The organism is Algoriphagus ratkowskyi (assembly GCF_002150505.1).
Taxonomy (GTDB): Bacteria; Bacteroidota; Bacteroidia; order Cytophagales; family Cyclobacteriaceae; genus Algoriphagus; species Algoriphagus ratkowskyi.
This window is the reverse complement of record NZ_MSSV01000008.1, coordinates 247,407-272,215: the sequence shown is the minus strand read 5'-3', so window position 1 is coordinate 272,215 and position 24,809 is coordinate 247,407. Positions and strand designations below refer to the sequence as shown.

Below are 24,809 nucleotides of genomic sequence, written 5' to 3'. Positions count from 1 at the left end.
CTTTATTTTCTATTTTTCTAGTAATTCCTGAACTTGGATTAAATCCTCAAATTTTTCTTGTAATTCAAGCTTAGCAGGGATCTTAACTATATTTTCTAAAAAGTCAATAGTGCTAAAAAGAACTCCTTCCCAATCATCAGAGGTGATAGAGCTTCCGATCACATGATTACCAGACTTCGGGAATGCTTTTTCTCGCTTCATGTCATTTGGCGTAGAGATCTGCTGATACATTTCCATCATCTTCGGTACCGATACGACCTTGTCTTGATGTTCGTTATCCTTATAGTAATATCCTAGAAAAAGTGGTTGATTTATTTTCTTAAAGGTGCTTTCATTCATATTGCTGTACATAATGATGCCTAGACTTTCATACGCTTTGATGTTGTAATCTTCTGACCAATACATCGCTTTTTCACCCTCACGTGGCTGATAGGCCAATTTTTTCATAGCAGTCTTCTCCATAATTTGTTCCATCCACGGATTAAAAATAATGCCTAATCCTTCTCCATAATCCCTAATCGCTGGCGAATAAACTGCTACTGCTTTAATGTCTGGTTGCTGGCTTGCTAACAATAGCGTCAAAGCTCCACCCATGGATGTCCCTACTACAATCACCTCATCACCTAGACTTTTTCCGATTTGATATGCCTCGCCTGCAGCATTGGCTAGAATTTGTGCGGTCATGTATTCCATCCCATTTTTACGCTTGATTCCATGTTCAGGCAATCTGGTTACAAATAGATTTGCGCCAAAATGCGCAGCCAAGAATCTGTGAACTGGATCTCCTTCCATAGGACTAGCTCCAAATCCATGAATGTATACAATAGAGTAGGGAGTTTTGCGCTTATTCATACTGTCCGCCCAGACGATATAAGCTTCATTTCCTGGTTTTAAGCCAATTACAGTGTCTTCTCGTTGGTGCACATAATCTTGTAATTCAGCAAGTCGAGTCGGTACCTGAGGGAATTCGATGGTAATTTCTTGATGTGCTACTTTTGGTCCCAGCATGTAAACAATTGCGAGGATCATCGCAGATGCAAATATTCCCAAGAATATCTTTCTTAGCATTGGTTTCTAATTAAGAAGTAAAGTTATGGATAATTCTAAAATTGGTTTAGCTATAAAATATATTGAAATGTAAACATCATTTTAGTTGAAATAGCGTTAATTCGTATTAATAAATCTTAAACCAACACTTATGAAAGCTTTATTCCTTGGAATCTTATTGCTAGTCACCAGCCAACTAGTATTGGCTCAAGAGACACAAACAAAAGTGCCAACTCAATCAGTTTTCGTAGAATTAGGGGGAGCTGGCTTGCCTTATAGCTTTAATTATGACTTCCGCTTTGACAAAACCCGTATGGACACTTGGGGTATGAGAGTTGGTTTTGGAGGCTATACAACGAACAATGAATCATTTTTCTCCTTGCCAGTCATGGTAAATAGACTAATGGGAAAAGGGCCACATTACTTTGAAATCGGTTTGGGAGCAACTTTTTTTGCTTTTGATGAGAACAAAAATAGATACTGCATTGATAGTACATATGATCCAAATACTGGGATGTCGACATGTAATACGTATGAATCTTATCCTTACAGTTTTATCCTTGACGTAGATAGTTCTCCAAGTATTATGGGAACGATGAATTTTGGGTATAGAAGAGTGCCTGTTGATGGAGGTTTTACCTGGAAGATTAATATCAACCCAATTTTTAATAACAATGGATTTTGGCCTTTGTATGGAGGAGTAGGTTTTGGATATGCTTTTTAAAAAAGTAGTTAGACTTAAGACATAAGATTTTAGAAAAGTTCAGGGTATATGATCCTGAACTTTTTTTTTTGATATGCTTTCAATAAAAGGAATGAATATTTTGTAAAAAAGCTGACGAAAGCCAGAATTAAGTAATCACTTCTCAGACTCAAAAAATTCATAGTCACGCTCCACCTTACAAATTCTGGTTTTGTAAGCCGCGTACCAATTTGCTCGTCCCAATTTTTGAGCGACTTGATGATCAGTTTGCTGCTTCCAGTTTCGAATCGCATCTAGACTTGCCCAGTAACTTACTGTAATCCCAAGACCATCCCGTACACTTTCATAGCCTAAATAACCTTCTTGCTCCTCAGCTAGTCGGACCATTTCTTCTGCTGTTTCGGCATATCCTTCCTCGAATTCTGTACGGACACTAGAAAATATCACAGCGTAATAAGGAGGATTTGGAGTGGCAGCGATCATATTTATAAATTTTTTATACGAGTATATTCAACTAAGCTAATATCGTTTTAACTTTTAAAGATGAGTTAATATTTTGTCTCTTTGGGTGCTTTTTAAGGAAAAATTTGCAAGTGAAATAAAGTTATTAACCCGATTTTATTAGGTTGGCTTTTACCAATTAAACTCATTTACATAGTACACAATAAGATTTTATATTGATATAGGTCAAGGAATTGGAATTCTAAAAAGAATGGCAAAATATTTGAGATATATTGTTATGCAAGCAGAGTAATAATAATTGGAAAGCAAAATCTTGTTCTGAAAATTTATCAGATGTTTAAATTTAAGCGAATTTAATTTTGATGATTTACATTAAAAATCTAGATTATAGTTTAGCTCCTTTTATTACCTGTTGAACTAATTTTATGGTATTCCAGTTTAAAAATTAGAAATTCACAGGGTTTGGATTTGAAATTGTACGACTAATAATTCATCTCTTAAACCAATATAGCTTAAGATGCTTAGGTAGGAAATTTTGACAAATTTTAATTTATCTGATTTTAATAATACTAAGAAGTCAACCAGCAGGAAATTACAAGTTGACGGAGGAATATCTTATTGTTTTATAAAAAAATTACGGTTCTCCTTATACCGAAACAGATGCTGCCTTTAGTGGCTACATCAAAATAAGGAATGTGTGAAAAGTTGTTCACATCACCCAGAACCCGGTTTCGGCCGGGTTTTTTTTATTCTTTTTTCGGAGTAGATAATCCTCATTTTAGTAGGAATACTGCTGTTTCCTGAGTCGAAAAAAAGTTGCAAGGAAACTAGCATCAGATGATAGAGGTAAAAAAACTTTTCCAAAATTATAAGTTTTGGAAAAGTTAGGTCAGGAAAATTAAAGTCCAGAAGCGATTGATTTAAAGCCTCTTTCTTCAATCAATGTTTCTCTTACTTTAAGTGATCTGAATGATTTGATTGGATCAATTGCTCCGCCGGATCTGCGTGTTGCTTCAGCAAGTAAAGGACGAAGATCAGTTCTGTAAGCATCCTGCAAAATCTCCTGTGCTCCAGCGACGTCATGAGTTTCCTGGGCAGCTTCCAGAGATTTGCTATCTACCAAAAGCGCTTGAGCGTAGGCAAGTTTAATCGCCAACACAGATTGGATCAGGTCTTCCATGGGATCTTTTAAATTATGACTTGCGTCGATCATCCACGAAAGAGGAGGATTGTTCGTCTCATCAAAACCTTTTACAAGTTCCTGAAAAATCAGGAATAACTGATATGGTTTTACACTTCCCACAGTCAAATCGTCATCACCATATTTGGAATCATTGAAGTGAAATCCTCCTAATTTTCCTTCTGTCATCAATGTTGCGACTATCTGCTCAATATTAGTATTTGGCAGGTGATGGCCAAGATCTACGAGAGTGTAGGCTTTTTTACCAAGCTTATTTGCCAATAGGAATGATGTTCCCCAATCCTGAATCACTGTGCTATAGAAGTGCGGCTCATAAGGTTTGTATTCAATCAGAAGTTTCCAGTCTTCCGGTACATCCTTATAGATTTCTTGTAGTGATAAGTGTGTGTTTTCAAGCGCTTTTCTCAAGCTATGCTGGCCAGGGAAACTACTTCCATCAGCCAGCCAAACGGTTAATGCTTTGGATCCCAATTTCTTTCCAATCTCTATTACCTGCTTATTATGCTCCACTGCTAGCTCACGCACGGCAGCTTCTGAATTAGCCAATGAGCCGAATTTATAACTTCGTGCTTGGTTTTCTTGATCCTGAAATGTATTGGAGTTCACGGCATCGAAGCCGATTCCAACTTCTGATGCACTCTCTTTAATCGCTTGGTAATCACCTGGAATATCCCATGGAATATGCAGTGAAACGGCATTGCTGGATTGATTCAGCGCATGAAGTATTCCAACATCCTGGATTTTTTGAACTAAAGTGGCTGGTTCTCCACCTCCAGAGAATCTACCAAATCGTGTTCCACCTGTTCCCAGCGCCCAACTTGGAATCGCGATTTGCAAGGCTTGAAGCTTTGAAATCAGTTCTTCTACATTATTTCCTTTTTTGTCTAGGCTTTCGGCAAGGAAGTCGAAGTTTATGCTGTGCTCAGCACTTTGAGAATTATTATGATCATTTATTTGGTCGAGAGTAAGTTTCATTGGTGTGTGTGTTTAACCGCGGAGGAGGACACAAAGGTCACGCAAAGGGCGCGGTTTTATTATTTAAAGTTGTTTTGTCCTGCTTCTCCAGAAGCTGGACTTATAGATGTTTAACCACAAAGGACACGGAGTTCACGCGGAGTACACTGAGTTATATTAGGATTCCCTGTTGTCTTGCTTCTCCAGAAGCTGGACATTATTGAAGCCATTTATATAACTTCTTCCTCATTTTCTTCAGTCTTATTCATCCAAAAGGAAGCTGTTCCGAACCAAACGATTGTACCAATAAGCATCAGGATTTTAGAAAGGCTAGGTTCTATATATCCCCAGAAAACCAGAAAAGATGGGGCTAGAGTAAGTACTAAAGCTGTAAATGAAATTATTTTCAATACACTTTTCATAATCAGTAAGTTAAAGGAATAGTTGGAGAGACATTTGTTGTTTTTTTCTGAATAATTTTTGATGAGAGTAAGTACACGATCACTGCTACAAACCAACCTGGAAGTCCAAGGAAGAATATTTCAATTCCACCCCAGATGTTCAAACCCAAACAAAAGATAAGTGAAACTATCCAAGTGATTCCAACTGCTGGATTGAAGTGAGATTTAGTCAATTCAGCATAATTACTCACAAGCCCAATTTTCGGAAGCACGAAAACATCCATAAAAATCACCGCTCCAAGTGGCATCAAAACCAAGCCATAAAGAGCTACAAATTCTAATAGCTGCATCACTAGAGCTGGGAAGCAAGCAGCAATTGTTGTGACTAGACCTACGAAAAGTGTTACTTTCCAAGTTTTCCATTTTGGATTGATGGATTGGATCGCAAGTCCAGCGCGATACAGGGTAGGGTTTGCCGTGGTCCAGCCAGCGATTACCACGCATACAGCGCCTGCAATGCCTGCTGCTTCATAAGCGATCGGACCCGGAGCGAATACTAAACTGCCTTTTGACTCCAAAAGGAAAAGAGAATACAAGATTCCAGAAGCCATCCAAGCAATAAAATGCCCTAAGAACATGCCTGTGCCTGATGAAAAACCATAGGTCCATTTTTTCGCGTAGCGCAAAAGTGACATATCAGCCATTCCTATATGCATCCCCATGTTGCAAAACCAAGCGAAAAACATGATGTGCCAGAACGTAAACTTACTCTGTCCTTCTAGAGGAACTCCGTTCCAAATTGTGGTCTCGGCCACAGGCCAAAAATCAGAAAATGAGGTGATGCCCAATCTAGGTAAAACACCTACTGCTGCTGCTATAAAGATCATAATCATCCATGGTGCAGCGATATTGGCAAATTTGGAGATGACATTAAAGCCAAACATCGCCACAAATGTAGTGATCGCTCCAATACCAAATACCGTAACAATCCAGCCCACACTGCTTGGATAAATATCTGTAAGTGAAGGCATGGCCAGGTTAAAAGGAATGCCGACAGCAGTAGCAGATACTGCGATCATGGCACCAGCCAGGAAGCAAAATAAAGCTGCATTGACGACATTATAGACGAGTGTAAAACGATTTCCCGCAATTTTCTCCAACTGATAATAAAGTGTGGTTCTGGTCTTCATAGCTACTTTTCCTGTGAAAAAAGCCCAGCTGAGAATAGCGAGAATATTACCGACAAGCAATCCACTTACCAAGTCTCCGGCAGTAGCGCCATGGGCTACGAATAGCGGACCTATGACGAACTCTGTGCCTGCGGTATGCTCGCCTGCATATGTCCCTATAAAGCTTTTCCAGCCTTTTAGTTTGTTTTTGGGAATAGGCGTGCGTTCGTATTCATTAACAGCTTCCAGACGCTGTTTAAGATTTTGTGTAGATGACATAGGTTTTCTTTTGGGCTTGAGGTTCAAATTAGGGTAGGAGATACTGAAATGTATCCTGTGCTATATGGTTCAGAAATGAGATTTGAAATTTCTTTTCCCGCTAATTGTTAGAACCCTTAAACCAAAATATTCGCTAAAAAATGGAAGCTTTCTCTAATTGATTAGTGTAGGTTGAAGACGTTAGGGAGTTCTACCGAAATTGGAGAATTGTCTGGATTAGTCTCCATAATATCAGCCATGTAAGCCCACCACCTTTTGACGATTTCTGTACTTCCCAGATCCTGAGAATTTGAATTTCCTTCGATCTCCTGAAAAGCAAAAAGCGTGGAAGTTTCTCTGTCCAAAAAGATCTGATAATCAATTACTCCGGTGTCTTTGAGTAAAGTGACCAGTTCGGGCCAAATTTCGCTATGTCTACGTTCGTATTCTTCTTCGAAACCTGGTGTGAGTTTCATTCTAAAAGCTAATTTTTGAGGCATACTTATTTGACTAATGTGTAATTAAATAGTTGTAAATAAATCCATATTAAGATCAATATACTTAAACATCTATTCTCAAATATTCTCCTATGCGCCATTCATGTTTTGAAAGAACTAAAAAGGAAATATCAACAAGGCATGTTGTCCGACTGTATTGAAATCTCTCCAAATTCGATTGAGTTCGGTATGTGTTTTTGCAGCTTCCAAACCTGAGAACGGGTAGAGTTTAGAGTTGATCTCACGACATTTTTGTGTAAGCTTTCTGCTGGTCAGACTAACTTTCTTTAAGCGTGACTTTGAAATCTTGCCATTTTCTTCCAGCTCAGCCCATGAATCATTGACTTGTCGATAGAATTCGTCTCGAAGTTTCTCTAGTTTTTTGCTCTGTTTGTTCAGCAGATTTTGAAAATAGGAGAGATGCTTTTTATCGTATTTTCTATACTCATTTCGTTTCCAGAAAGACTGCTCAATTACCTCGATTAGGTGAATGGAAATGCCCAAGATATTTGCTGCAAGTGTTGCTTCAGCAAATTGAAGAAAAGGATATTGATAAACGGAAGCAGTCAGTTGTGCTTTTTCAGGGAGAATCTCGAAGCATCTGTTAAGTGGAACACTTAGGTCTTCACATCGGAAAGCGTGGCTTCCAGTCGCTATCATTCCCATGTAATTCCAGCCATCGAGAATTTCCACATCTTTTCTGTCAATCACAAAAGCCTTTATCTCTGGCTTTCCTTTTTTATCCAGAAGTGGCTCCCCGTGCTCTAGAATCTCACAATTGGCAGTGAGATGAGTGGCATGCAATGCTCCAGATGCATAGGTCCAGCTCCCTGATATTATGTAGGTATCGTCGATTTTATCAGCTTTCCCACCCACAAATCCACTACCTGCCAAACAGAGTTTTTCGTCAGGAAATATATCATTTCGCAGTGATTCATCCATGAATCCTACGAACCAGGCAGCTCCAGCACAAAGCGTCACAGTCCAACCCAAGCTCCCGTCCAGCTTGGCAAGTTTCTCCTCAATCTTAAGAGCCTCGGGTAAGGTACATCCCAATCCTCCAAGCTCTTTTGGCACAAAAAGCTTGAACAACTTATTTTTATATATTTCAGTCAGCCATTCTTCTGGAAGGTGGCCAAGTCTCTCCGCTTTGGTGGCGAGTTCGTGACTAAACAGTTTTAAGTTTTCCATGCGCTTGGTCCAGTTCTTTTCTCCAATCAAAATAGCCAAAGATGGCTACCACGAAAAGGAAAATTGTGAGGAATGAGATTAGAATTAGGTCTTTGTGAAAAAGCAGGGGAATGGCTACCAGGTTTGATACATTCAACCAAATCCAGTTTTCAAGTTTTCTTTTCGCCAGAAGCCACATGCCCGCCCAAGCTGTAGATGATACAAAAGCATCAACTATCGGCACATCAGAATCGGTGAACGTGGTGAGCATGAAGTATAGAAATCCCCAACCGATGATAGCGATCGCCCAGGTGATTTTCTGCTCATTTGCAGTACTTCTGGAGATTTGAGAAGCTCCGCTGGCAGAGTTGTCTTTCCAAATAGCCCAGCCATAAATACTCATGACGAGATAGTAGGCGTGGAGCAAGGTTTCAGCGTAGAGTTTTGCATCTACGAGTAAGAAGCTGGAACATAAAATTCCAATAATGCCAGCTGGATAAAGCAAGACGTTGTTTTTGCGAGCGAGAAGTACTGAAGCCACTCCAAAACTTACAGCAAACCATTCTAGCAAACTGGTGGCTTTGATCTGCTCAGTGAGCAGATTTAGGTCAATAGAAAATAACATTTGAATAACGTTTTATGATTATTCAAAAAAGGGAGAACAGTAATCTAGTCCCTACGCCGGCATTACCCGGATCAGGTGCTCCCGATAAATCGGGATGGGTATGATCTCAGCCCGTAACTTTTAGGGCACCCCTTATTTGATGGCGCTAATATAGAAATTAATATTTCTTTAGTGGAAACACAGTGAGGGAAAATGATTTCTGAATAGATTAATCAATATGATTATCCCCAATGAAGCCAGTAGTCATAAATTCTTTGGTTTCTTCGCTGGAAAACAGGAGACAGAAATGACCTCAATTCCTGATTATACCCAATACTAAGCAAGAAAGCGGATATTGATAAAAACTGTGGCTAATCAACTTTGAGAATAGCCACAGTAATTTTTTATAAGCCTAATATTTGTAACCTAGAAACTTATTTTTTGTCAAAAAGAATTGGGAGTAAATTTCGTTTGAATTTATAATCCTGGAAGGCTGTAAACCAGCTAGAAGCAAGATTTATACTTTTTGACCAGGTTCTAGGATTGCGTAAAGGACCGCCAAGATGTTCGTTTAGAAATGCGGAGTGCTTTTGATTGATGAGAGCAATGGTGCTTTTCTTAGCTTTTCGATTTACTGATTTTCTTCGTGAGCATGAGTGAATTCTGTATGAAAAACCCACCAATGGGAGTTTGATTACTTCCCCACCTGATTTTAGTAAGTTGATCCAGAACTCCCAATCTTCCCAGCCCCAAACCATTCTTTCATCAAAACCACCTGCATTTTTCCAGTCAGATTTCCGGAAAACAGAGCTAACGAAAATCATGTTGTCTTTAGCCAGGGCTGCCTGACTGAATTCCTTTAACTTCCATTGCTTATTCTTGAATCCAAACTTCTCGGCCTCACAGTACACAAGTTTTACATTCTGATTTTGTTCCAATTTATTTACACTTTCAAGTAAATACTCTTGACCAATTTTATCATCCGCATCTAACGGTAGAATATACTTCCCGCTCGCTTGTTTTATTCCTAAATTTCTGGCTACAGATGGTCCAGCATTAGGCTGAGACAATACTTGAATTAGTTTTGGATGCCGTTGTTGTATCGAAATTGCAATTTCCAAGGAATTATCTGTGGAACCGTCATCGATGACTATAATCTCAAGTTTCTTAAGACTGCTGTTTAGAACGGAGGTTACAGCCTCTTCCAAAAAAGTGCCTTGATTATAGCAAGGAATAATTACTGAGGCTATAGGTGTATGATCGTGGATTGATTGAGTTGGCATAGTAGTATTGTGGTTATTAAACTAAAATGTTTGGCTATTTGTGCTGGTGATTTCTGGCAATTTTATGAAGTTGGAAGACTTCATAAAAAGAGCTGAATTGAGTCATTTTGTATAAATGCTTAAGATCCCAAAGAGGACCAGTAAGTATTACATGCTTTATCAGTATATCAGTCAAGTGCTCATTCAGAGCAGACAACTTGTTTATTAAATTATAGTCAATAGGGAGAGATTTTATTTTTTGTTCAAGCCATTTTCTAAGTTTTAGCTCTCCGTAGTACATTTTTTGAGCGTTTTGGCTCATACTTTTCTTATGAACGCGAATAAGAGTTGAAGCTTTTTGATCGGGCAAATAAGCAAAATGTGTGTTCGCCATTGCCAGCTCCAGCCAGTAATACCAATCCTCTGAATTAGACACATTCTCAGAAAATTTGATGTGTTGATTGGAAGAAGTTCGCCTCAATAGAGGGCTGGATACTACTGTGAAGTTCCTTTTGATAAGGTTGTTCAGAATAGTAAAGCCCTTACCATCAACTTTGGGCATCCATTCTACCCCTTGCATTTCCAGGTCAGGAAAAAGAATACTAGGGTTTTCACTTTGAAAATACCAACAGTCCGAATAGACTAAATCAACTGTAGGATTATCCTCCATATACTTTACCTGCAGGTCGATCTTATCCTTACTCAGTAAATCATCGGCATCAAGAAACTGTAAAAATTCACCTCTTGCATGAAGTAATCCAGTATTTCTTGCATTAGAAAGTCCTGCATTAGGCTGGAAAAAATACCTGAATCGACTGTCTTTTTTCAAATACTTTTCGACAAGCTCCTTTGTATTATCAGTAGATCCATCATCTATGATCAAAGCTTCCCAATTAAAATATTTTTGGTCAAGAAGATTGTCCAGAGTTTCAGCTAGAAATTCCCCGTAATTATAGGATGGTATGATGATCGATACTTTCATGGGTTATTTGAAAATAGTTTTAGTTTTCAGTCCCCAAACTTGCCGAAGTGCAAAGCTAAATTTCTTTTTTTCGTCTTGTTTTGGAATGTGTAGAAGTGCGTTTCTATTCTTCCAGATTTCGTATCCAAACCCAAAATTGAAAAAATTTGAAGCTCTGTTTTGTCCTTTGCTTAGCAGCCAAGTGGCATAGCTAGAACGCTTCTCTTTTGCTTCATATTCTGCACATACATTTAGCCAATCATTTTCCCGTTCTATTCTAGAAATAGTCGTCTGAAGCTTAGTTTCGTTTCTTTTTACACCTCTTATATCTGTCAGATTTTTTGTGTGTTGCCTATATTTTACCAGACATTCATTGAGATAGTCTATTCTGCCAAAATGGGATGCAACATACACGATCCAATGATCATAAAAACCCTTTGTTGGGAATGGAAAAATGTGCTCTAAAAGTGATTTTCTGAACAACATTGCATGCCCAGATACGCAGTTGAAAAAGAGAAAAGCTTCCGGTTTTTTGCCGCTGACGAAGTTCAGTTTGGTGGTCATTCTATATCCTATAGGTGCATCATTTTCATCTACCAGTTCTGAATCGTGATAGACCAAAATATTATCCTCGGAGAGCTTGAATAGCTTTTCTATTTTGTCTAATTCCCAAATATCATCCTGATCACACGGTGCGATAAATTCGCCTCGACAACTTTTTAAATTTGCTTCGAAATTTCGTTGATAACCAAGGTTTTGCTTATTCCTATGAATTCTGATCTGCGAGTACTCGGTTGAATATTCCTCCAAAATCTCCATTGTATTGTCGGTGGAGCAGTCATCGTAAATACTGATTTCTAGATTAGGATAGCTCTGATTGAGGAGTGAATCAAGTTGTTTACGCAAGTATTTTCCACCGTTATAGGTGCACATAGCGATGGAAATCAGTGGATGTGTGACTGTAATCATGCTGTGGAAAATTGTTGTTTGTCAATGAGTTTACTGTATAGTCCTTCCTGGAAAAGAAGCTCGTGGTGCGTGCCTTGCTCAATAATTCTGCCTTTGTCCAAGACTAGAATTAAATCTGCTTTTTGGATAGTACTCAGTCTGTGAGCGATAACTAGTGTGGTCCTGTTCTCCATTAGTTTGTTAAGTGCATCTTGAACCAGATATTCAGATTCAGTATCAAGTGCAGACGTAGCCTCGTCCAGTAGGAGAATAGGAGGGTTTTTCAGCACAGCTCGAGCGATACAAATTCTTTGCTTTTGACCACCAGAGAGCTTAGTGCCACGGTCTCCAATATTGGAATTGTATCCATGTTTTGTGTTCACAATAAACTCGTGAGCATTTGCGATTTTGGCAGCAGACTCGATTTCTTGCGGGCTAGCATCAGGCTTGCCAAATGCGATGTTGCTGGCAATGCTATCATTGAAAAGAATAGATTCTTGATTGACTATGCCAATTTGAGCACGAAGAGATTCGCTACTTATTGATTTACTATCCATGCCATCGAAGCTTATACAACCTTGTTGAGGATCTATAAAACGTGGAATCAAATCCATTAAGGTAGATTTCCCACCACCAGATGGTCCGACTAATGCTACGGTAAAACCTCTTGGAATTACCAAGTTGATATGTTGGAGGACCGGTGTATGGTTGTAGGAAAAAGACACATCTTTGAAGGCAATACCCTTATTGAGCTGTTTCAAAATGAAAGGCTCTTTTTGGTCAACCACTTGTGGTTTTTCATCTATTAGCTCCAATACGCGTTCTCCAGCTGCTAAACCTGCATTGATAGTACTGAAGGATTCAGTAATGGCTTTTGCAGGGCGCATCACTTGGGAGAAGATCGCGATATAGGTGATAAATGCAGCTGCGGATAGTTCTGATTGATTACTGATCACTAGTGAACCTCCATACATCACGATCACAGCAACCATAAATACTCCAAGGAGCTCAGAAACTGGCGATCCTAGCTGCTGCCGGTAAGCCATCTTTCTTCCTAAGTCAGAATACTGAACATTTTCCTGATGAAATTTCTCTTTGATTCTATCGGTAGCATTGAATGCTTTGATAATTTTGATGCCAGAAAGTGCCTCGTCAAGGTAACTTACCATTAGTCCAAACCGCTCTTGCGCTTCCGTGGCTTGAGCTTTCAATTTTTTAACGATGTTCGAAATCACAAAAGCAGAGATCGGAATCACCAAAACCGCGAACAAGGTAAGTTTATAAGAGATTGCAAAAAGAATGGCGATGTATGCGATTAGTTGAAGCGGTTCTTTGAAAAGCACCTGAAGCGTACTGGTCACAGAATACTGGACTACTTGCACGTCGGAAGCAATTTTGGCAATGATATTACCTTTTCTCTGCTCATTAAAATAGCCGACATGAAGATCCATGACGTTATTAAACACAGTTTTCCGAAGGTTCAATAAGGTATGTATTCTCAGGTTTTCCATCACTCGCTGGGAGAGATACCGGAATAGATTTCCTAAGAATACAGAAAGAACTATCACAATGCACACCCACTTTAATGCTTCGAATGCGCCATAGTTTTGTTGAATTTCAGTTGTGTAATAGTTGAAATAGCCAATAATATCCGTCCAGGAACTAGGCTCGGCTACAGCACTTGCTTTTTGGTCCCCAAACAGGGTGGTAAGCAATGGCGCTAATAATGCCAAGTTCATTGTGTTGAAAATCACCGAGAAAATTGTGAAAATTAAATAGGGGACGGCATACTTTCCAATGGGTTTGGCAAAAGAAAGTAGCCTCAAATATGTGTTCATAGGTTATGCGAATTATAGCGTGACGACCTGTTTTGTGACGAGGAGGTTTTGAATTCTTAGAATAATCTGCTGCAGTGATACTTTACCATGCCTACTCATCATTTTCAACCTAAGATTTTCACGAGATTCTTGAATTTGTTTATGCTGAGCAAGAAATCCTACATAAGCTTTCCAAATCCAAAATTGGCCGAGAAGCATTTTAGGCAATACTTCCAGTAATACTAACCGATTTCGCCACATCTTAAGATCCTTACCATCCAAATGAATGGCGTGAAAAATCATGCGATTTCTGAAGTAAATCTCTTTAACCTTACTCTTCTCGAAATAGGTTTTGGTTGTGTGTGAACCTAGGTGAAAGCAAGTCGCTTCATGTTCGTAGTGGCAGAACCAGCCCATTTTCCATGCTCGAATTCCCAAATCCACATCCTCGGAATAAAATGGAGAATAGATTTCATCAAATCCGTCCAATTGCTGGAGTTTATGTCGATCTATAAGGGAGTTGGCTCCAGAGAGAAATATTGTAGGTACTTCCTTACTGGATTTGATGTAAAAAAGTTGGTTTGACTTCAGTTTAGATCCATTGAATATAGGATAGCGTGCAGCCACTTCTATATCTTTTCCGTCGGATGTTAGAATTTTACCCATTACACCAAATGTGTCTGGATTGTCAAAGTAGGGCAGTAGTACTTCGAAATAGTCTGATGTTAACTTGATATCAGAGTTGAGTAAAAAGATCAAATCCATTGTAGCAGCCTGAATTCCTGAATTACAGGAAAATGAGAAGCCGCGATTTTCACCATTTGCTAATATTTTTATATTAGGGTAATTCTGCTGTAAAAATTCGACAGAATCGTCAGTAGAACAGTCATCAATTACGATGAATTCATAGTCAATTTTTGAGTGCTTTAAAGCCTTCAAAGTGAAGGGAATGTATGTCTGGAGCAATTCCTTCCCGTTGTAATTGGGTAGGATCACAGATATGGTGTTTTTCAACGGTAATAGTGGTTTAGCTTTTTTTAAAACGAAGTCTCATGGAGAAACGCTACATGGATCAACGAAAAAAAATAATTAGGTATAGGGTTATTTGGGCGTAACCTATTCGTTTAGAATTGCTAAGGTAACATATGAAAAATTGTTTTGAAACTCATCAGTTCATTTCTCTCTAGCGTGAAAATCATATCACACTTTTGAAATGAAAATTAGATGGATAATATATCTTTCTACCTTTTTAAATTCTCCATCTGCTCCTCATTTTCAATTATGACTTCATTATAGACCAATGTCCAACCTAGAGACTTGGTCAATACATAGATATTTAAAAGTTCGCTCATTAAGCGCTCTTGGGCATCATTTTTAAGTTCGGAGGCCTCGATTTTCTCTCGAAATTGAGCAGTGATGCTTGTTTTTATCTTGTTGTAATCCTTTGCTTCAAAGGGATTTAAAAAGTCCTGAGTTACATCGTAGTATTCAAATTCAGGGTAAATATTGATCACAGGATCTGGAATTTTTGTAATTGTAACTGTCTTAGACTCCGGGTCAACTTTCGTCTCTAGTTGTCGAAGATCATATTCTACGGTGGCTTTTGCTTTAGCAATAATCAAAGCTTTCTTATTAGCACTGACAAGACTAAGAAATAGCTTTTGAGAATTTTTGAAGGTATAAACCTGAGAATAATATCCTTCAGTCACGATAAGTTTTCCTACTTGCTGGATCTGCTGCTGAATCATCGCTGAGTTAGCGTTCAGTTCATCTCGGCTATCTTTTCTATCAGAAAAGTACCAAAAGCCACCTATAATTAAGAGAGCAGCAAGAAATCCGAAGACAAATCTATTCATGAGAAGGAGGTGAGATGGCAATAAAGATTAAAGGTAACTACGGAAAATGGTAGGGTAGAGATTTGAAAGCAAGAATATTAGTTATTAATTTTTGTTTTAAACATTAGGGCATTGGATTGAAAATCTCTCAAGTTTTATTAATGCAAAAACAGCTATAAAAAACAATTCTGTATGATATTTTTATCTGCTAAGAGAAACAGAAACTTCACAATGTTGTTCCTGTAGGATAAAGAATAGGCTTTTGATTTCGGATTTTAGGCGAAATAATGAGGATAAATTCGGAACTTCCGCACCTCAACTAGGGATGTGAAATGTAATAGTTTTCGTTTTAACATTATATTCAGCTACCACTGAAAGCAATTAATTTTGCAATCACATTAGTTAATTAAGGTAAGCATAGCTAATAATCTCATATATGGCAATCAAAAGTAATCCTGTTACGCAGAGTTTAGAATTTAAAACACATGTCGACCAGGTTGAAAAGGAATTTAATTTTCTAGTTTCAGAATTCGGTTTTTCTTTGTCACAAAACGAGTTTATTGGTAAAGAATTTTGGATAGTCTATTCAAAAGATCCACTTGCGATAGAGATTTTGTTTGAAAAGGGCAAGCTGCCTTTTGTCACGCTACGCAATAATAGTATGCCACACGATGAGGAGTTATACATCGACAATGGGGATAGCGTAGAAGAATATAGCGTGAAGGCTCAGCAAATTAAGAATAGCAGATACGAAAGAAAAAACGCGCTTGAGACGCGAGTAATGGACACATCCCCAATCATTAGCAACTTAGCTTTAAAGGAATTAAATGATGATTATGCTTTGTTTGGTCATAATGAGCATATTGAATATCTGAAGGAAGCAGCATTAACAGTTCGCAAAAATTTAGAATCCAAAAGAGGTCATATGGGAAAATACAGTACGTCTTAATCGATAATACTTTTATTCTAATTAATCTGATTAGCCTATAAAATCTCCCTCCATTACTCACTGAATGATAGATCAATTGGTTTAAAACCTGTTTATAAAGGTGTAATATTGATTTAAGTGTGAGCGGATCACACCTTTTGGTCCAAATGAAAATCTAGCTCATTCCATTTACCTACAGTCTTGTACGGAATGAAATTGGCAAAAAGTTCTTCGGAGTACCAACCTAATTCTCTTGTATTTTTAATGACTTCCATATGCAATGGAGATCCATAAGCATAAGCTCGCATAGCTTCATAAGAATCCCAAATGCTGAAGGTGGCCTGCATAAACCAAGGATATTCTCCTATGCCGATAGAGAAAATTGATCCTTCTGCCTGAGATACTTTTCTCCCCAAAGAGGGTACGTGTCGCCAGAATTTTAGGAGAAATTTCAATTTTATTCTAGCTCTGGTAATCACGACAACTGGGCCGTTTGGACTTAAATTTTGTAGCTCGTAAGGGTTAGTTCCATCCCAAAGTCCATGTGCTTTTACTGCCTTCAGGAAAATGTAAAAAATTTCCGCTGACTTAATTTTAAACTCAGAAAACGTGTCTGATAGTTCGAAGAAGTCAGTCGCATTTTGCTCTGATTCCCACACGCAGTGAAGTGCATACACATTCACATTCAGCGACTTGGAAAATCCATTTCCGCCACCACTACCTAATAGTTTGAAAAATAACAGACCAGGAACTTCCTCAAGTTTTTTCTGAGCTTTTCCCATTTGACCGAAAATCCAAAAGGTATTACTAAGCCCATTGAACCTCATTAAGGTAAAAGTACTAATCTGCGAAACTGGTAAATCTTTCATTTTGGGTAATGTAGAATATCTTATCAGAAACCTTTCAATTGACCAATGTTATGGGATTTGAGTAAAAAGATGTGCCAGATCTTTGGGTTATGTTCCGATCTGTAAATTAAACAGCCATAATTGCTATTTATGATAGGTATAATTTATTCAATTCTCAAGGCCTTATAACTCTCTAGCAAATTCCTTGGCAGCATAGATATAATCTTTTGTTCCATTTTTCGTAATTGGTGCGTTTTTCAAATCTTTATTAGTGTCCATAGCCACTTTCTCGGCAGGTAGAATATTCCCATCATATGCGAGAGAATATAAACAATCACTTTTGACACGGTTGAGGTGAGCAGTTGCGCCAGGATGGCTTTTGGCTATAATTCCAGTTTCTAGAAAACTATTAAGGTATAAGTCTGCATCTAGCTGATACACTAATGAACTCTTTCTTAACTCATCTTGGAAAAGCTCCAAAAAGTCAATCTTGTTATTAACTGCATAAGAGTTTATGAAAGCTGATTTAACTGCTATTAGATTATAGTTTGTTTTCGCCGATGGTTGTTCGATTCATCAAAAGCTAAATTCTCTTAAAGTTCACCGTAATTTTCTATTCGGTACTCTTTTCCTTACTTACTCCATTTATGTCCAATTCCATTTGGGAGAGTTTTTGACCGCCTTTAATTCCAAAGTCCAGTGTCCTGATTGGAAAAGGAATAGTAATATCCTGTTTATCAAATGCACTTTTAATCGCTTTGATAGCTTTGTTTTTCATCGTGAAGTAGCTGGGTTCTCCAGGATATTCTATCCAAAATCGAATATTAAAATTGATTGAACTGGAGTCAAAGTCAGAATAATCAAAAACAATCTTATCATGGTCTATCACTCCTTCCAAGTTTTTTATTGTGCTCAATACAACATCTTCAACTTTATCAAGATCTTCTGCATAAGAAACTCCAACGGCTATATCAATACGCCTTTTTTTCAAAATAGAATAATTGTAGATAGCACTCTGTAAGATGTCTTTATTTGGAATGTAAACTTCTTGGCCCTGGAAAGTCTCAATAATCGTAACCCGTAAGTCAATTTTACTTACTACGCCCATAATATCCTTTATTCCTATAATGTCCCCAACCTTAAAAGGTTTCCTGAAGGCCAGAATAATACCCGAAATAAAATCTGCCGCTATATCCTGAAAAGCAAAACCCAATACTAAACCAAGCACACCAATTCCTGCGATTAAGGAGGTTAATGCTTTATTTAGCCCGAGTACTCCAAGCATAATAAAAAAACCAAGCCCTAAGATTGCCGCATAAACAACAGTGGAAAATAAATGCCCAAATGCTTCGTTTTTTGATGCTTTGTAGAAAAGTTTTATAGATAGTTTGCTTCCTAGTCTGGCAAGAACAAGAAAGATTATTAATAGGAGCAGGGTCACTGCCATGTTGGGAATCAAATTTATTAAGGCATCATACCAACTTTCTAATTTTTGGATTACCGTTTCTATAGGTGCCTCTATTTGCGTTTGTATGTCCTGTTGCATTGTCCTATTTTAAATTTACTTTTTATGTATATCCCGCTTTTCTGCCAGTAAAAAAATAAAAGCAATATAGGAGGTGGTTAAAATTAGTATTTAGGCCACTTCGGTCACCGGTCTTCCGTCCTATAAAGCTAAGAAACTATGGCTAGTGGCATCATTGCGGATAATCATATTACTTTTATTTAGTTGGCAGCTATTTTATGAATTAAGGCCGAGCCTATCATTCAGCTGCTTCCTGTCACAATTACTACTCCGGTATCTGCCAAAACATTATTAGGTGATTAATTACATAACATTTTACTCCAAATCTCTGTGATGAAAAGAATTGTTAAACTCTTCACGATCATAAAATCCATCAACACTATTCGAACCGTGAATCGTGTTATCTCCCCTGTAATGGCGAAGTAAATTTAATTCGTATTCAAAATCTATAACATCTCCCTTTTTGAACCGATTTGCTTTGGAAAAAGTGGAACTATCAATTTGTTGAGTATTTACAAGTTTGTTCTTCTCATCAATAATTGTCATTCCTATAGGAATAATCAGGTGATTTTCTCCTTCCTTGTTTAAAAACTCATGCACACCTTCGCTAACTTGGTTTTGATATGCGTCGTGCCCCTCTTCTATCAACGTTTCATCGACTTCAACATCTAGATAAACTACTCGTTCGGCAGTTTTATTTACCAGCAAATGATCTACTTTTCCAATGATACGGTTATTTGCATCTTTCACATCCCAACCCCTTACATCGCTATAATTCTCGGCCACTTTATAACCTGATAATTCATCCAGATTATAAAGATTTTTATTTGTATGTGTCATTATTTTAATTTTTTAAAGCCTGCATGCCGCAGGCATGGTTAACTAATTCATTTTTTGAAGAAGGTCCGCAGCTTTTGCAAAGTAATTCTTAACTGCATCTTTTTGTTCAAGCGTAAGTACTCCCATTTTTATTGATTCTGATGCACTCTTTAATTCTTCAACTTCGTCTGCCAAACCTGGATACATTGCCTTTTGGAGGTTTTGTAATATATTAGTTAAGATATCATCTGCCTTTCTAATATTATCCGCATGTGTTGTTTCGAAAGGATCACTTGCAATCATTTTTGCATATTCGTTTACCTTTTCTATGTCTGCCTGAACGTCATAATCAACCTCATTGGCCATAGCATTAGTAGCTGCAATTAGTTTTAATAATGCTTCATTTGTATATGCATGGTCCAGACCCATATTTGCCTTATTGTTTTCTAAAAAATTTACATAAGCCGCAACGGTGCTGTTATTTTCATTTACCCCTAAAAGGTCATATTCGTTCGTATTGGTGATGTAATCTGCTTCAGTTACTGCCTCAGTATTTTCGCCGTTATCACGAAATACCAGAAAATATACAAGCAATGCAGCGATGATAAGGCCGACTAACAACCATGGCCAAATCTGTTTTTTCTGTTCAATCTTAATTTCTGCCATAATAATTTTGTTTTTAAGTGTTAAAATATTTATTAGATAACATTCTATTTTCAGCTATCGTCAGATAGACTACAAAGGAATTATATTAATTATAGAATTTGTCGATTACCTGAAAGGTTTCCTTTCAGGTAATCGACATTAATTATAGTATTCATTTGCCTTGAATGAGTTTAACAACTATTGCGATAACTGCAATAACAAGCAATAAATGTATAAACCAACCGACTTGAAAAGCAAAAAAACCGATTACCCAGCCAATAATTAAAATTACCGCTACGATGTAAAGTAAATTTCCCATGATTGTTTTTTTTAAGTTATTATAATTAGTTTTTTGATATTATTGTGACCTTTTAAATTTGAGATAGGAATTCCTCATGATAACCAGCAATACCAGGTTTCAGTCCGGTGAGTATTGTAGGTTCCAAAAAAGCTCCTTCACAATCTGCACGTTTTCAGCTCAATAGGACTTCTTACACCTGCATCAAAATAACGCTTAGCCTGATCAACTAAATGAACGGCTGTTGCTTCACTACTTAATTGGCCAATCCTTCAGGCACTTCTGCTTCTTTAAAAAGTTCTAAAATGGCAGCCGCATATTGTGGAACGATGGAGGGCTTGAATTGCTCCTAGTAACGGGTAGGTTCTATAATGCCATCTACTATAAAAATCATTCCGTTTTTAGATTTGATATCTGCTTGAATGACTTTTGATCCTCCAAAAGACAAATAATAAGAATCCTGGTAAATTTCAATCTCGGTGTTATTTCCAGTACTGATGACATCAGCATTCTTAAACTCAGAACTATTATATTTTTTTGATAAAAAATGTTCATTCATAAATTTGATCAGTCCTGCCCTGTTATTTGGATTTGTCAATTCCGCAAAACGTTTTATGGACATTTTGGTAAAGGCATTATTGGTAGGAACTAACAGTGTATGGGGTTCTGTGGTAAGCGCCAAAGAGAGATTGAGCCCAGAAAGCGTCAACAAGTTTGCAAAGGTCGAGAGATCTCTGTCCATATTTATTAACTCGATTGTTTTATACTCGCTGGTGTTGTCTACTCCGTTAAGGATAGGTCCATCTACCTGGGCAAAAACACTTGAACTGAACATAAATGCTGTCACGAAAGTGGTGATTTTAAAGAAATTAGTTTTCATAATATTGATTTTAGTATTAATTATTTATTTTTGTATTTCTATTTTATGAGTGTACGCTACTTTGCCAGTAAAGGCATTAAGCACTTATAATTTGAGTTTAAACCTGAGTTTGCGTCACACCGGTCATCGTACACCTATCACCCGTCTGGTAAAGCAAAGGAAATAAGGGTACTGTAATCATTCCGTATATCCATATATTATAATTAGTTTTTTGATAGTATTATGACCGTTTAAATTTGATATAGTAAGTTAAGTCTTAACACGATATATTGTGTTACATAATCCCACTATTAAGTTACATAATTCACACATTAGCCATTTGTTAATTCTTTCTAAAGCCGCTTTTTATTATTCTCCACCATCGCCCTTTTTTTTATTTTTCTCGCCTCCACCTTGTAAACATTAACAATGCCTGACAAGCTACTGATTATCAATTATTATTGATTTCATTTTCCTTCATTCAATTATGTTTAGATACTTATCATTGTATTAAATAATTTCAATACAATGTAAAGTATTTACTTTAAGTCCCAAGCGAAAAATTGAATACCACCCTGGAGCCATCAGGTGCAATAGCGAGTATTTGAATGATTCCATTTTGTGCTGAAAGCAAAGCTGTATCAATCTCTTTAGAGTTATCAACCGGCTTTCCATTGATGAAGACGATTATCGTGTTCTTGGGAATTCCGATCTGTTCAAAAAAACCTCCTCTTCGAACATCCGTTACGATGACACCTGAATTCAGATTTAATTGTTGTTTCTGATCTCTCGTTAGCGATGTAAAATCAGCTCCTAGTTTATTGTGTATAGTTTCAAGAGATTCATTTAAGTTAGTTGCAGTTTTTACCGATTCATCTCCTTTTAAGGTAACGGAAGTAGTATATGTAGTACCTTTTCGTAAATAATCCAGTTTAATAACATCGCCTGGTTTATGCCTTGCGATTCTTTCGGAAAATTCCGTTGATGAAGTCATTTGTATCCCATCAATACTTTGAATTATATCACCTTCCTGCAATCCCGATGCTTCTGCTGCACTTTCTCTTAGCACACTCGTTATATAAACTCCTTTTACTTTTGCCGGATCAAGTCCCTCTTGCTTAAAAAATTGATCTTCTGCAATAGGAGCGGGAAATGACACACCTAGTATACCTCGTTTTACTGTGCCATACTTTTTTAAATCGTCTAGAATTTTTTTAGCAAGATTAACAGGAATTGCAAAGCCATAGCCTGAGTAGCTACCGGTCTGCGAAGCAATAGCACTGTTAATTCCGATTAATTCACCATTTAAATTCACCAGTGCCCCACCGCTATTTCCAGGATTAATAGCTGCGTCAGTTTGAATAAAGGATTCAACTGCCGTGTTCATGTTTGGAGAATTACCGTCACTATTATTACCCGGTCGGTTAATAATTCCGATGCTTCTTGCTTTTGCGCTCACAATTCCAGCCGTAACCGTTGTATTGAGCGAGAAAGGGTAACCAACTGCCAATACCCATTCGCCTATTTCTACAATATCAGAATTTCCAAATTTTACTGCTGGAAGCCCCGTAGCATTTACTTTTAATAATGCCAGATCTGTATTTGGATCAAGGCCAACTAATGTAGCGGTGAATATTCTTTTATCGGGAAGTATAACTTCAATCTCAACAGCATTTTCTACAACATGATTATTTGTAGCGATATAACCATCTGCTTCAATTATTATCCCAGAACCTGAGCCCATTGCAAAACTGCTTTTGCCAGGTATCCCATTAAATTGCTGTCCGGAATTTCCGGACGTTTCTGACCCTTCGTAAATCGTTTTAATATGCACTACTGATGGCGTAATTGCCCTCGATGCCGTGACAAAATCTCCAAATGCATTTTGTGATTTATTGTAATGAATACTATCGTTCGACAAGGATTGAGGAATTGTATCCTTTGCAAATTTTTCAGCGCGACTGTTTTCAACAGAATAGCCAGCCAAGCAACTTTGCATACCAATAAACATTGTTGCAATGATCAATAAAAAGTTATTTTTCATGTGTTTATAATTTGAATGTTAATCCGTTATAGCGTGATTTAGCTTGAAACTGAAATTGAAAAACCTTACTTTATTCAGCACGGTGTAATGAATACATCACAATGAGTGGCTTGACCATTGATTTACAAGAAGCTCATGTTGGATTAGTTTTGAACATGAAGAATAGGGTAAATAAATGTTCTTCAGAAGATTATCAATGTGTTACAGATTCTTTATAATAGTCCTCAAGATTGGATACATAAGAATCGCTTATCTCATGGTCTGGAAAATATTCTGGGCTGTTTTTCACTTGCTCTTTAGTGGCATTTACAATCACTGAAGAAGTTTTCCAGTTTATTTCCCTGATCCAATTTGGAGATATCAAGACCTTTTTTCCCGGAAACCAATTCCCGGTATCAACTTCCATAAAATCAATTGCCCAGGTTTGATTATCGATTATGAAATCTTCCACCTCCCCAATCTCACCGTCTGTAGCTTGAATAGTATAACCCTTCACCTTATCTGTGCTTCTTAAGTGTGGGTCTTCATGATTTTCTTTGCCATCCGAATTTGCCTCATTATGAATAGCTTGTCTGAGTGGCAAGGTCGATTGAATCATCATTCCTGTAGTACCCATGCCGCCTCCCATTAAACCGCCACCCCAATAGGTATTCCATGAATAATAACCATGTAGTTCCATTTCTTGCTGTCGTGACACCGGCATATCTGTATCAATTTCAGGGCTGCTTTTAATTTGTTCCATTGTGAGATTTACAGGAAAAATCTGCTCGTCCCAATTAGGCGTAAGCAATGCTTCTGGCGCCAACAATATCTTTCTGCCGAATAGCCAGTTTCCTGTCTCTACCACTAAATACCGTATCGTCCAGGTCTTATCGTCAAAATAAAATTCTTTTACTTTTCCTACCTCTCCATCTGTAGCACCTATGGTAAAACCAATTAGATTTTCAAGTCGTTGTCTCATAATATGTATTTTTTATATGCTGTTTATATCAATAATAAATTCGAAATCCGTTTTTTTAGAATTACTTATGGTATTGTGAGTATATAGAGGTATTAAAAACGAATCATTCAAACCACATAGGCGAAGGAGCTTTTTATTCACAAACTCCTGAATTCACCCATTCCCCAATTCCAAGTGCTATCATGCATCATATTGGTTAGTTTTAGTTCTAGATGTATTCATTTTTGTGAGCTTGTTCCACCTCCTTTATCTTTCACTTAATGATTACTCAACCGTCCCATTATGGTGTTTAGTGAGGTAGTCAACTTATCAATTGCGCCCGAAACGGCCTCATCAAGGGTGTCTGCCTGATCGGTAACTGCAATGGGTTGGCGACCCTCGACTCGGGCTTCAATCATACATCGCATGGCGTTTAATCCATTATTGTTACCATCTTCATCGCTAAGATGTACCTCGATACGTGTAATCTGATTACTATACTTGCTTAGTTCACCTTCTATTTGGGCGATATAGGAAGCCGTAAACTCTTCGGTTCCGTTGATGTTTTTGTCTGTGTTAAATTGAATAATCATGTTTTTTATTTTAGTAATGAT

At 37.6% G+C, this 24,809-nt stretch carries 26 protein-coding genes; 2 read left to right on the top strand and 24 right to left on the bottom strand.

Annotated elements, in window-relative coordinates; all coding sequences use genetic code 11:
• Positions 1 to 9: 9 nt before the first annotated feature.
• A complete protein-coding gene (locus BVH02_RS11115; protein WP_086501512.1) occupies positions 10 to 1,068 on the bottom strand; it encodes an alpha/beta hydrolase in 1,059 nt (352 codons plus the stop codon).
• 130 nt (positions 1,069 to 1,198) lie between these two features.
• On the opposite strand from BVH02_RS11115, the gene BVH02_RS11110 reads away from it, so the two are divergent.
• Positions 1,199 to 1,771, top strand: a complete 573-nt coding sequence (locus BVH02_RS11110; RefSeq protein WP_086501511.1) for a hypothetical protein — start codon at positions 1,199 to 1,201, stop codon at positions 1,769 to 1,771.
• A 135-nt stretch (positions 1,772 to 1,906) separates the two neighbouring features.
• On the opposite strand, the gene BVH02_RS11105 is transcribed toward BVH02_RS11110, so the two are convergent.
• The 13 genes from BVH02_RS11105 to BVH02_RS11045 all read right to left on the bottom strand — a co-directional run bounded on the left by BVH02_RS11105 (position 1,907) and on the right by BVH02_RS11045 (position 15,310).
• On the bottom strand, positions 1,907 to 2,233 hold the full coding sequence (locus BVH02_RS11105; RefSeq protein WP_086501510.1) for an antibiotic biosynthesis monooxygenase family protein: 327 nt from the start codon (positions 2,231 to 2,233) through the stop codon (positions 1,907 to 1,909).
• A gap of 877 nt (positions 2,234 to 3,110) precedes the next feature.
• Positions 3,111 to 4,388 (bottom strand): sugar isomerase, encoded by a 1,278-nt coding sequence (locus BVH02_RS11100; RefSeq protein WP_086501509.1) that lies wholly within the window; start codon positions 4,386 to 4,388, stop codon positions 3,111 to 3,113.
• Between the two features lie 209 nt (positions 4,389 to 4,597).
• A complete protein-coding gene (locus BVH02_RS11095) occupies positions 4,598 to 4,789 on the bottom strand; it encodes a hypothetical protein (protein ID WP_191278283.1) in 192 nt (63 codons plus the stop codon).
• Between the two features lie 2 nt (positions 4,790 to 4,791).
• On the bottom strand, positions 4,792 to 6,216 hold the full coding sequence (locus tag BVH02_RS11090; RefSeq protein WP_086501508.1) for a purine-cytosine permease family protein: 1,425 nt from the start codon (positions 6,214 to 6,216) through the stop codon (positions 4,792 to 4,794).
• Positions 6,217 to 6,377: 161 nt separating this feature from the next.
• Positions 6,378 to 6,695, bottom strand: coding sequence for an L-rhamnose mutarotase (gene rhaM / locus BVH02_RS11085; RefSeq protein ID WP_086501507.1), 318 nt, complete (start codon positions 6,693 to 6,695; stop codon positions 6,378 to 6,380).
• Between the two features lie 114 nt (positions 6,696 to 6,809).
• Positions 6,810 to 7,883 (bottom strand): acyl-CoA dehydrogenase family protein, encoded by a 1,074-nt coding sequence (locus BVH02_RS11080; RefSeq protein ID WP_086501506.1) that lies wholly within the window; start codon positions 7,881 to 7,883, stop codon positions 6,810 to 6,812.
• Positions 7,861 to 8,487, bottom strand: coding sequence for a nicotinamide riboside transporter PnuC (pnuC, locus tag BVH02_RS11075; RefSeq protein WP_086501505.1), 627 nt, complete (start codon positions 8,485 to 8,487; stop codon positions 7,861 to 7,863). The genes BVH02_RS11080 and pnuC overlap by 23 nt, the downstream gene beginning before the upstream one ends.
• Positions 8,488 to 8,900: 413 nt before the next feature.
• On the bottom strand, positions 8,901 to 9,749 hold the full coding sequence (locus tag BVH02_RS11070; RefSeq protein WP_086501504.1) for a glycosyltransferase family A protein: 849 nt from the start codon (positions 9,747 to 9,749) through the stop codon (positions 8,901 to 8,903).
• A gap of 34 nt (positions 9,750 to 9,783) precedes the next feature.
• Entirely contained in the window at positions 9,784 to 10,710 is a 927-nt protein-coding gene (locus BVH02_RS11065; RefSeq protein ID WP_086501503.1) for a glycosyltransferase family 2 protein, read from the bottom strand.
• A 3-nt stretch (positions 10,711 to 10,713) separates the two neighbouring features.
• Positions 10,714 to 11,658: a glycosyltransferase family 2 protein gene (locus BVH02_RS11060; RefSeq protein WP_086501502.1), complete on the bottom strand. Its 945-nt coding sequence runs from the start codon at positions 11,656 to 11,658 to the stop codon at positions 10,714 to 10,716.
• Positions 11,655 to 13,475 (bottom strand): ABC transporter ATP-binding protein, encoded by a 1,821-nt coding sequence (locus BVH02_RS11055; protein ID WP_086501501.1) that lies wholly within the window; start codon positions 13,473 to 13,475, stop codon positions 11,655 to 11,657. The genes BVH02_RS11060 and BVH02_RS11055 overlap by 4 nt, the downstream gene beginning before the upstream one ends.
• A gap of 12 nt (positions 13,476 to 13,487) precedes the next feature.
• Positions 13,488 to 14,468: a glycosyltransferase family 2 protein gene (locus tag BVH02_RS11050; protein WP_086501500.1), complete on the bottom strand. Its 981-nt coding sequence runs from the start codon at positions 14,466 to 14,468 to the stop codon at positions 13,488 to 13,490.
• A 227-nt stretch (positions 14,469 to 14,695) separates the two neighbouring features.
• Entirely contained in the window at positions 14,696 to 15,310 is a 615-nt protein-coding gene (locus BVH02_RS11045) for a DUF4230 domain-containing protein (protein ID WP_086501499.1), read from the bottom strand.
• Positions 15,311 to 15,725: 415 nt separating this feature from the next.
• On the opposite strand from BVH02_RS11045, the gene BVH02_RS11040 reads away from it, so the two are divergent.
• The gene (locus tag BVH02_RS11040) at positions 15,726 to 16,238 is read left to right on the top strand and encodes a hypothetical protein (protein ID WP_086501498.1); all 513 of its coding nucleotides are present in this window, start codon (positions 15,726 to 15,728) and stop codon (positions 16,236 to 16,238) included.
• A 128-nt stretch (positions 16,239 to 16,366) separates the two neighbouring features.
• Here the strand turns inward: BVH02_RS11040 and BVH02_RS11035 are convergent, their stop codons facing one another.
• The 10 genes from BVH02_RS11035 to BVH02_RS10995 all read right to left on the bottom strand — a co-directional run bounded on the left by BVH02_RS11035 (position 16,367) and on the right by BVH02_RS10995 (position 24,788).
• Positions 16,367 to 17,086 (bottom strand): hypothetical protein, encoded by a 720-nt coding sequence (locus tag BVH02_RS11035; RefSeq protein WP_086501497.1) that lies wholly within the window; start codon positions 17,084 to 17,086, stop codon positions 16,367 to 16,369.
• A 162-nt stretch (positions 17,087 to 17,248) separates the two neighbouring features.
• The gene (locus BVH02_RS11030; RefSeq protein WP_086501496.1) at positions 17,249 to 17,545 is read right to left on the bottom strand and encodes a hypothetical protein; all 297 of its coding nucleotides are present in this window, start codon (positions 17,543 to 17,545) and stop codon (positions 17,249 to 17,251) included.
• 133 nt (positions 17,546 to 17,678) lie between these two features.
• Positions 17,679 to 18,611: a mechanosensitive ion channel family protein gene (locus BVH02_RS11025; protein WP_086501495.1), complete on the bottom strand. Its 933-nt coding sequence runs from the start codon at positions 18,609 to 18,611 to the stop codon at positions 17,679 to 17,681.
• 294 nt (positions 18,612 to 18,905) lie between these two features.
• The gene (locus tag BVH02_RS11020; RefSeq protein WP_205635728.1) at positions 18,906 to 19,430 is read right to left on the bottom strand and encodes a PRC-barrel domain-containing protein; all 525 of its coding nucleotides are present in this window, start codon (positions 19,428 to 19,430) and stop codon (positions 18,906 to 18,908) included.
• 42 nt (positions 19,431 to 19,472) lie between these two features.
• Positions 19,473 to 20,075, bottom strand: coding sequence for a hypothetical protein (locus BVH02_RS11015; protein ID WP_086501493.1), 603 nt, complete (start codon positions 20,073 to 20,075; stop codon positions 19,473 to 19,475).
• 151 nt (positions 20,076 to 20,226) lie between these two features.
• Positions 20,227 to 20,373 (bottom strand): lmo0937 family membrane protein, encoded by a 147-nt coding sequence (locus BVH02_RS21245; protein WP_111357135.1) that lies wholly within the window; start codon positions 20,371 to 20,373, stop codon positions 20,227 to 20,229.
• Between the two features lie 328 nt (positions 20,374 to 20,701).
• Positions 20,702 to 21,232, bottom strand: coding sequence for a fasciclin domain-containing protein (locus BVH02_RS11010; RefSeq protein ID WP_086501492.1), 531 nt, complete (start codon positions 21,230 to 21,232; stop codon positions 20,702 to 20,704).
• 523 nt (positions 21,233 to 21,755) lie between these two features.
• Entirely contained in the window at positions 21,756 to 23,255 is a 1,500-nt protein-coding gene (locus BVH02_RS11005; RefSeq protein WP_086501491.1) for a trypsin-like peptidase domain-containing protein, read from the bottom strand.
• 193 nt (positions 23,256 to 23,448) lie between these two features.
• Complete coding sequence (locus BVH02_RS11000) at positions 23,449 to 24,216, bottom strand: PRC-barrel domain-containing protein (RefSeq protein WP_086501490.1); 768 nt, start codon at positions 24,214 to 24,216, stop codon at positions 23,449 to 23,451.
• 257 nt (positions 24,217 to 24,473) lie between these two features.
• Positions 24,474 to 24,788, bottom strand: a complete 315-nt coding sequence (locus tag BVH02_RS10995) for an HPF/RaiA family ribosome-associated protein (protein WP_086501489.1) — start codon at positions 24,786 to 24,788, stop codon at positions 24,474 to 24,476.
• Positions 24,789 to 24,809 lie beyond the last annotated feature (21 nt).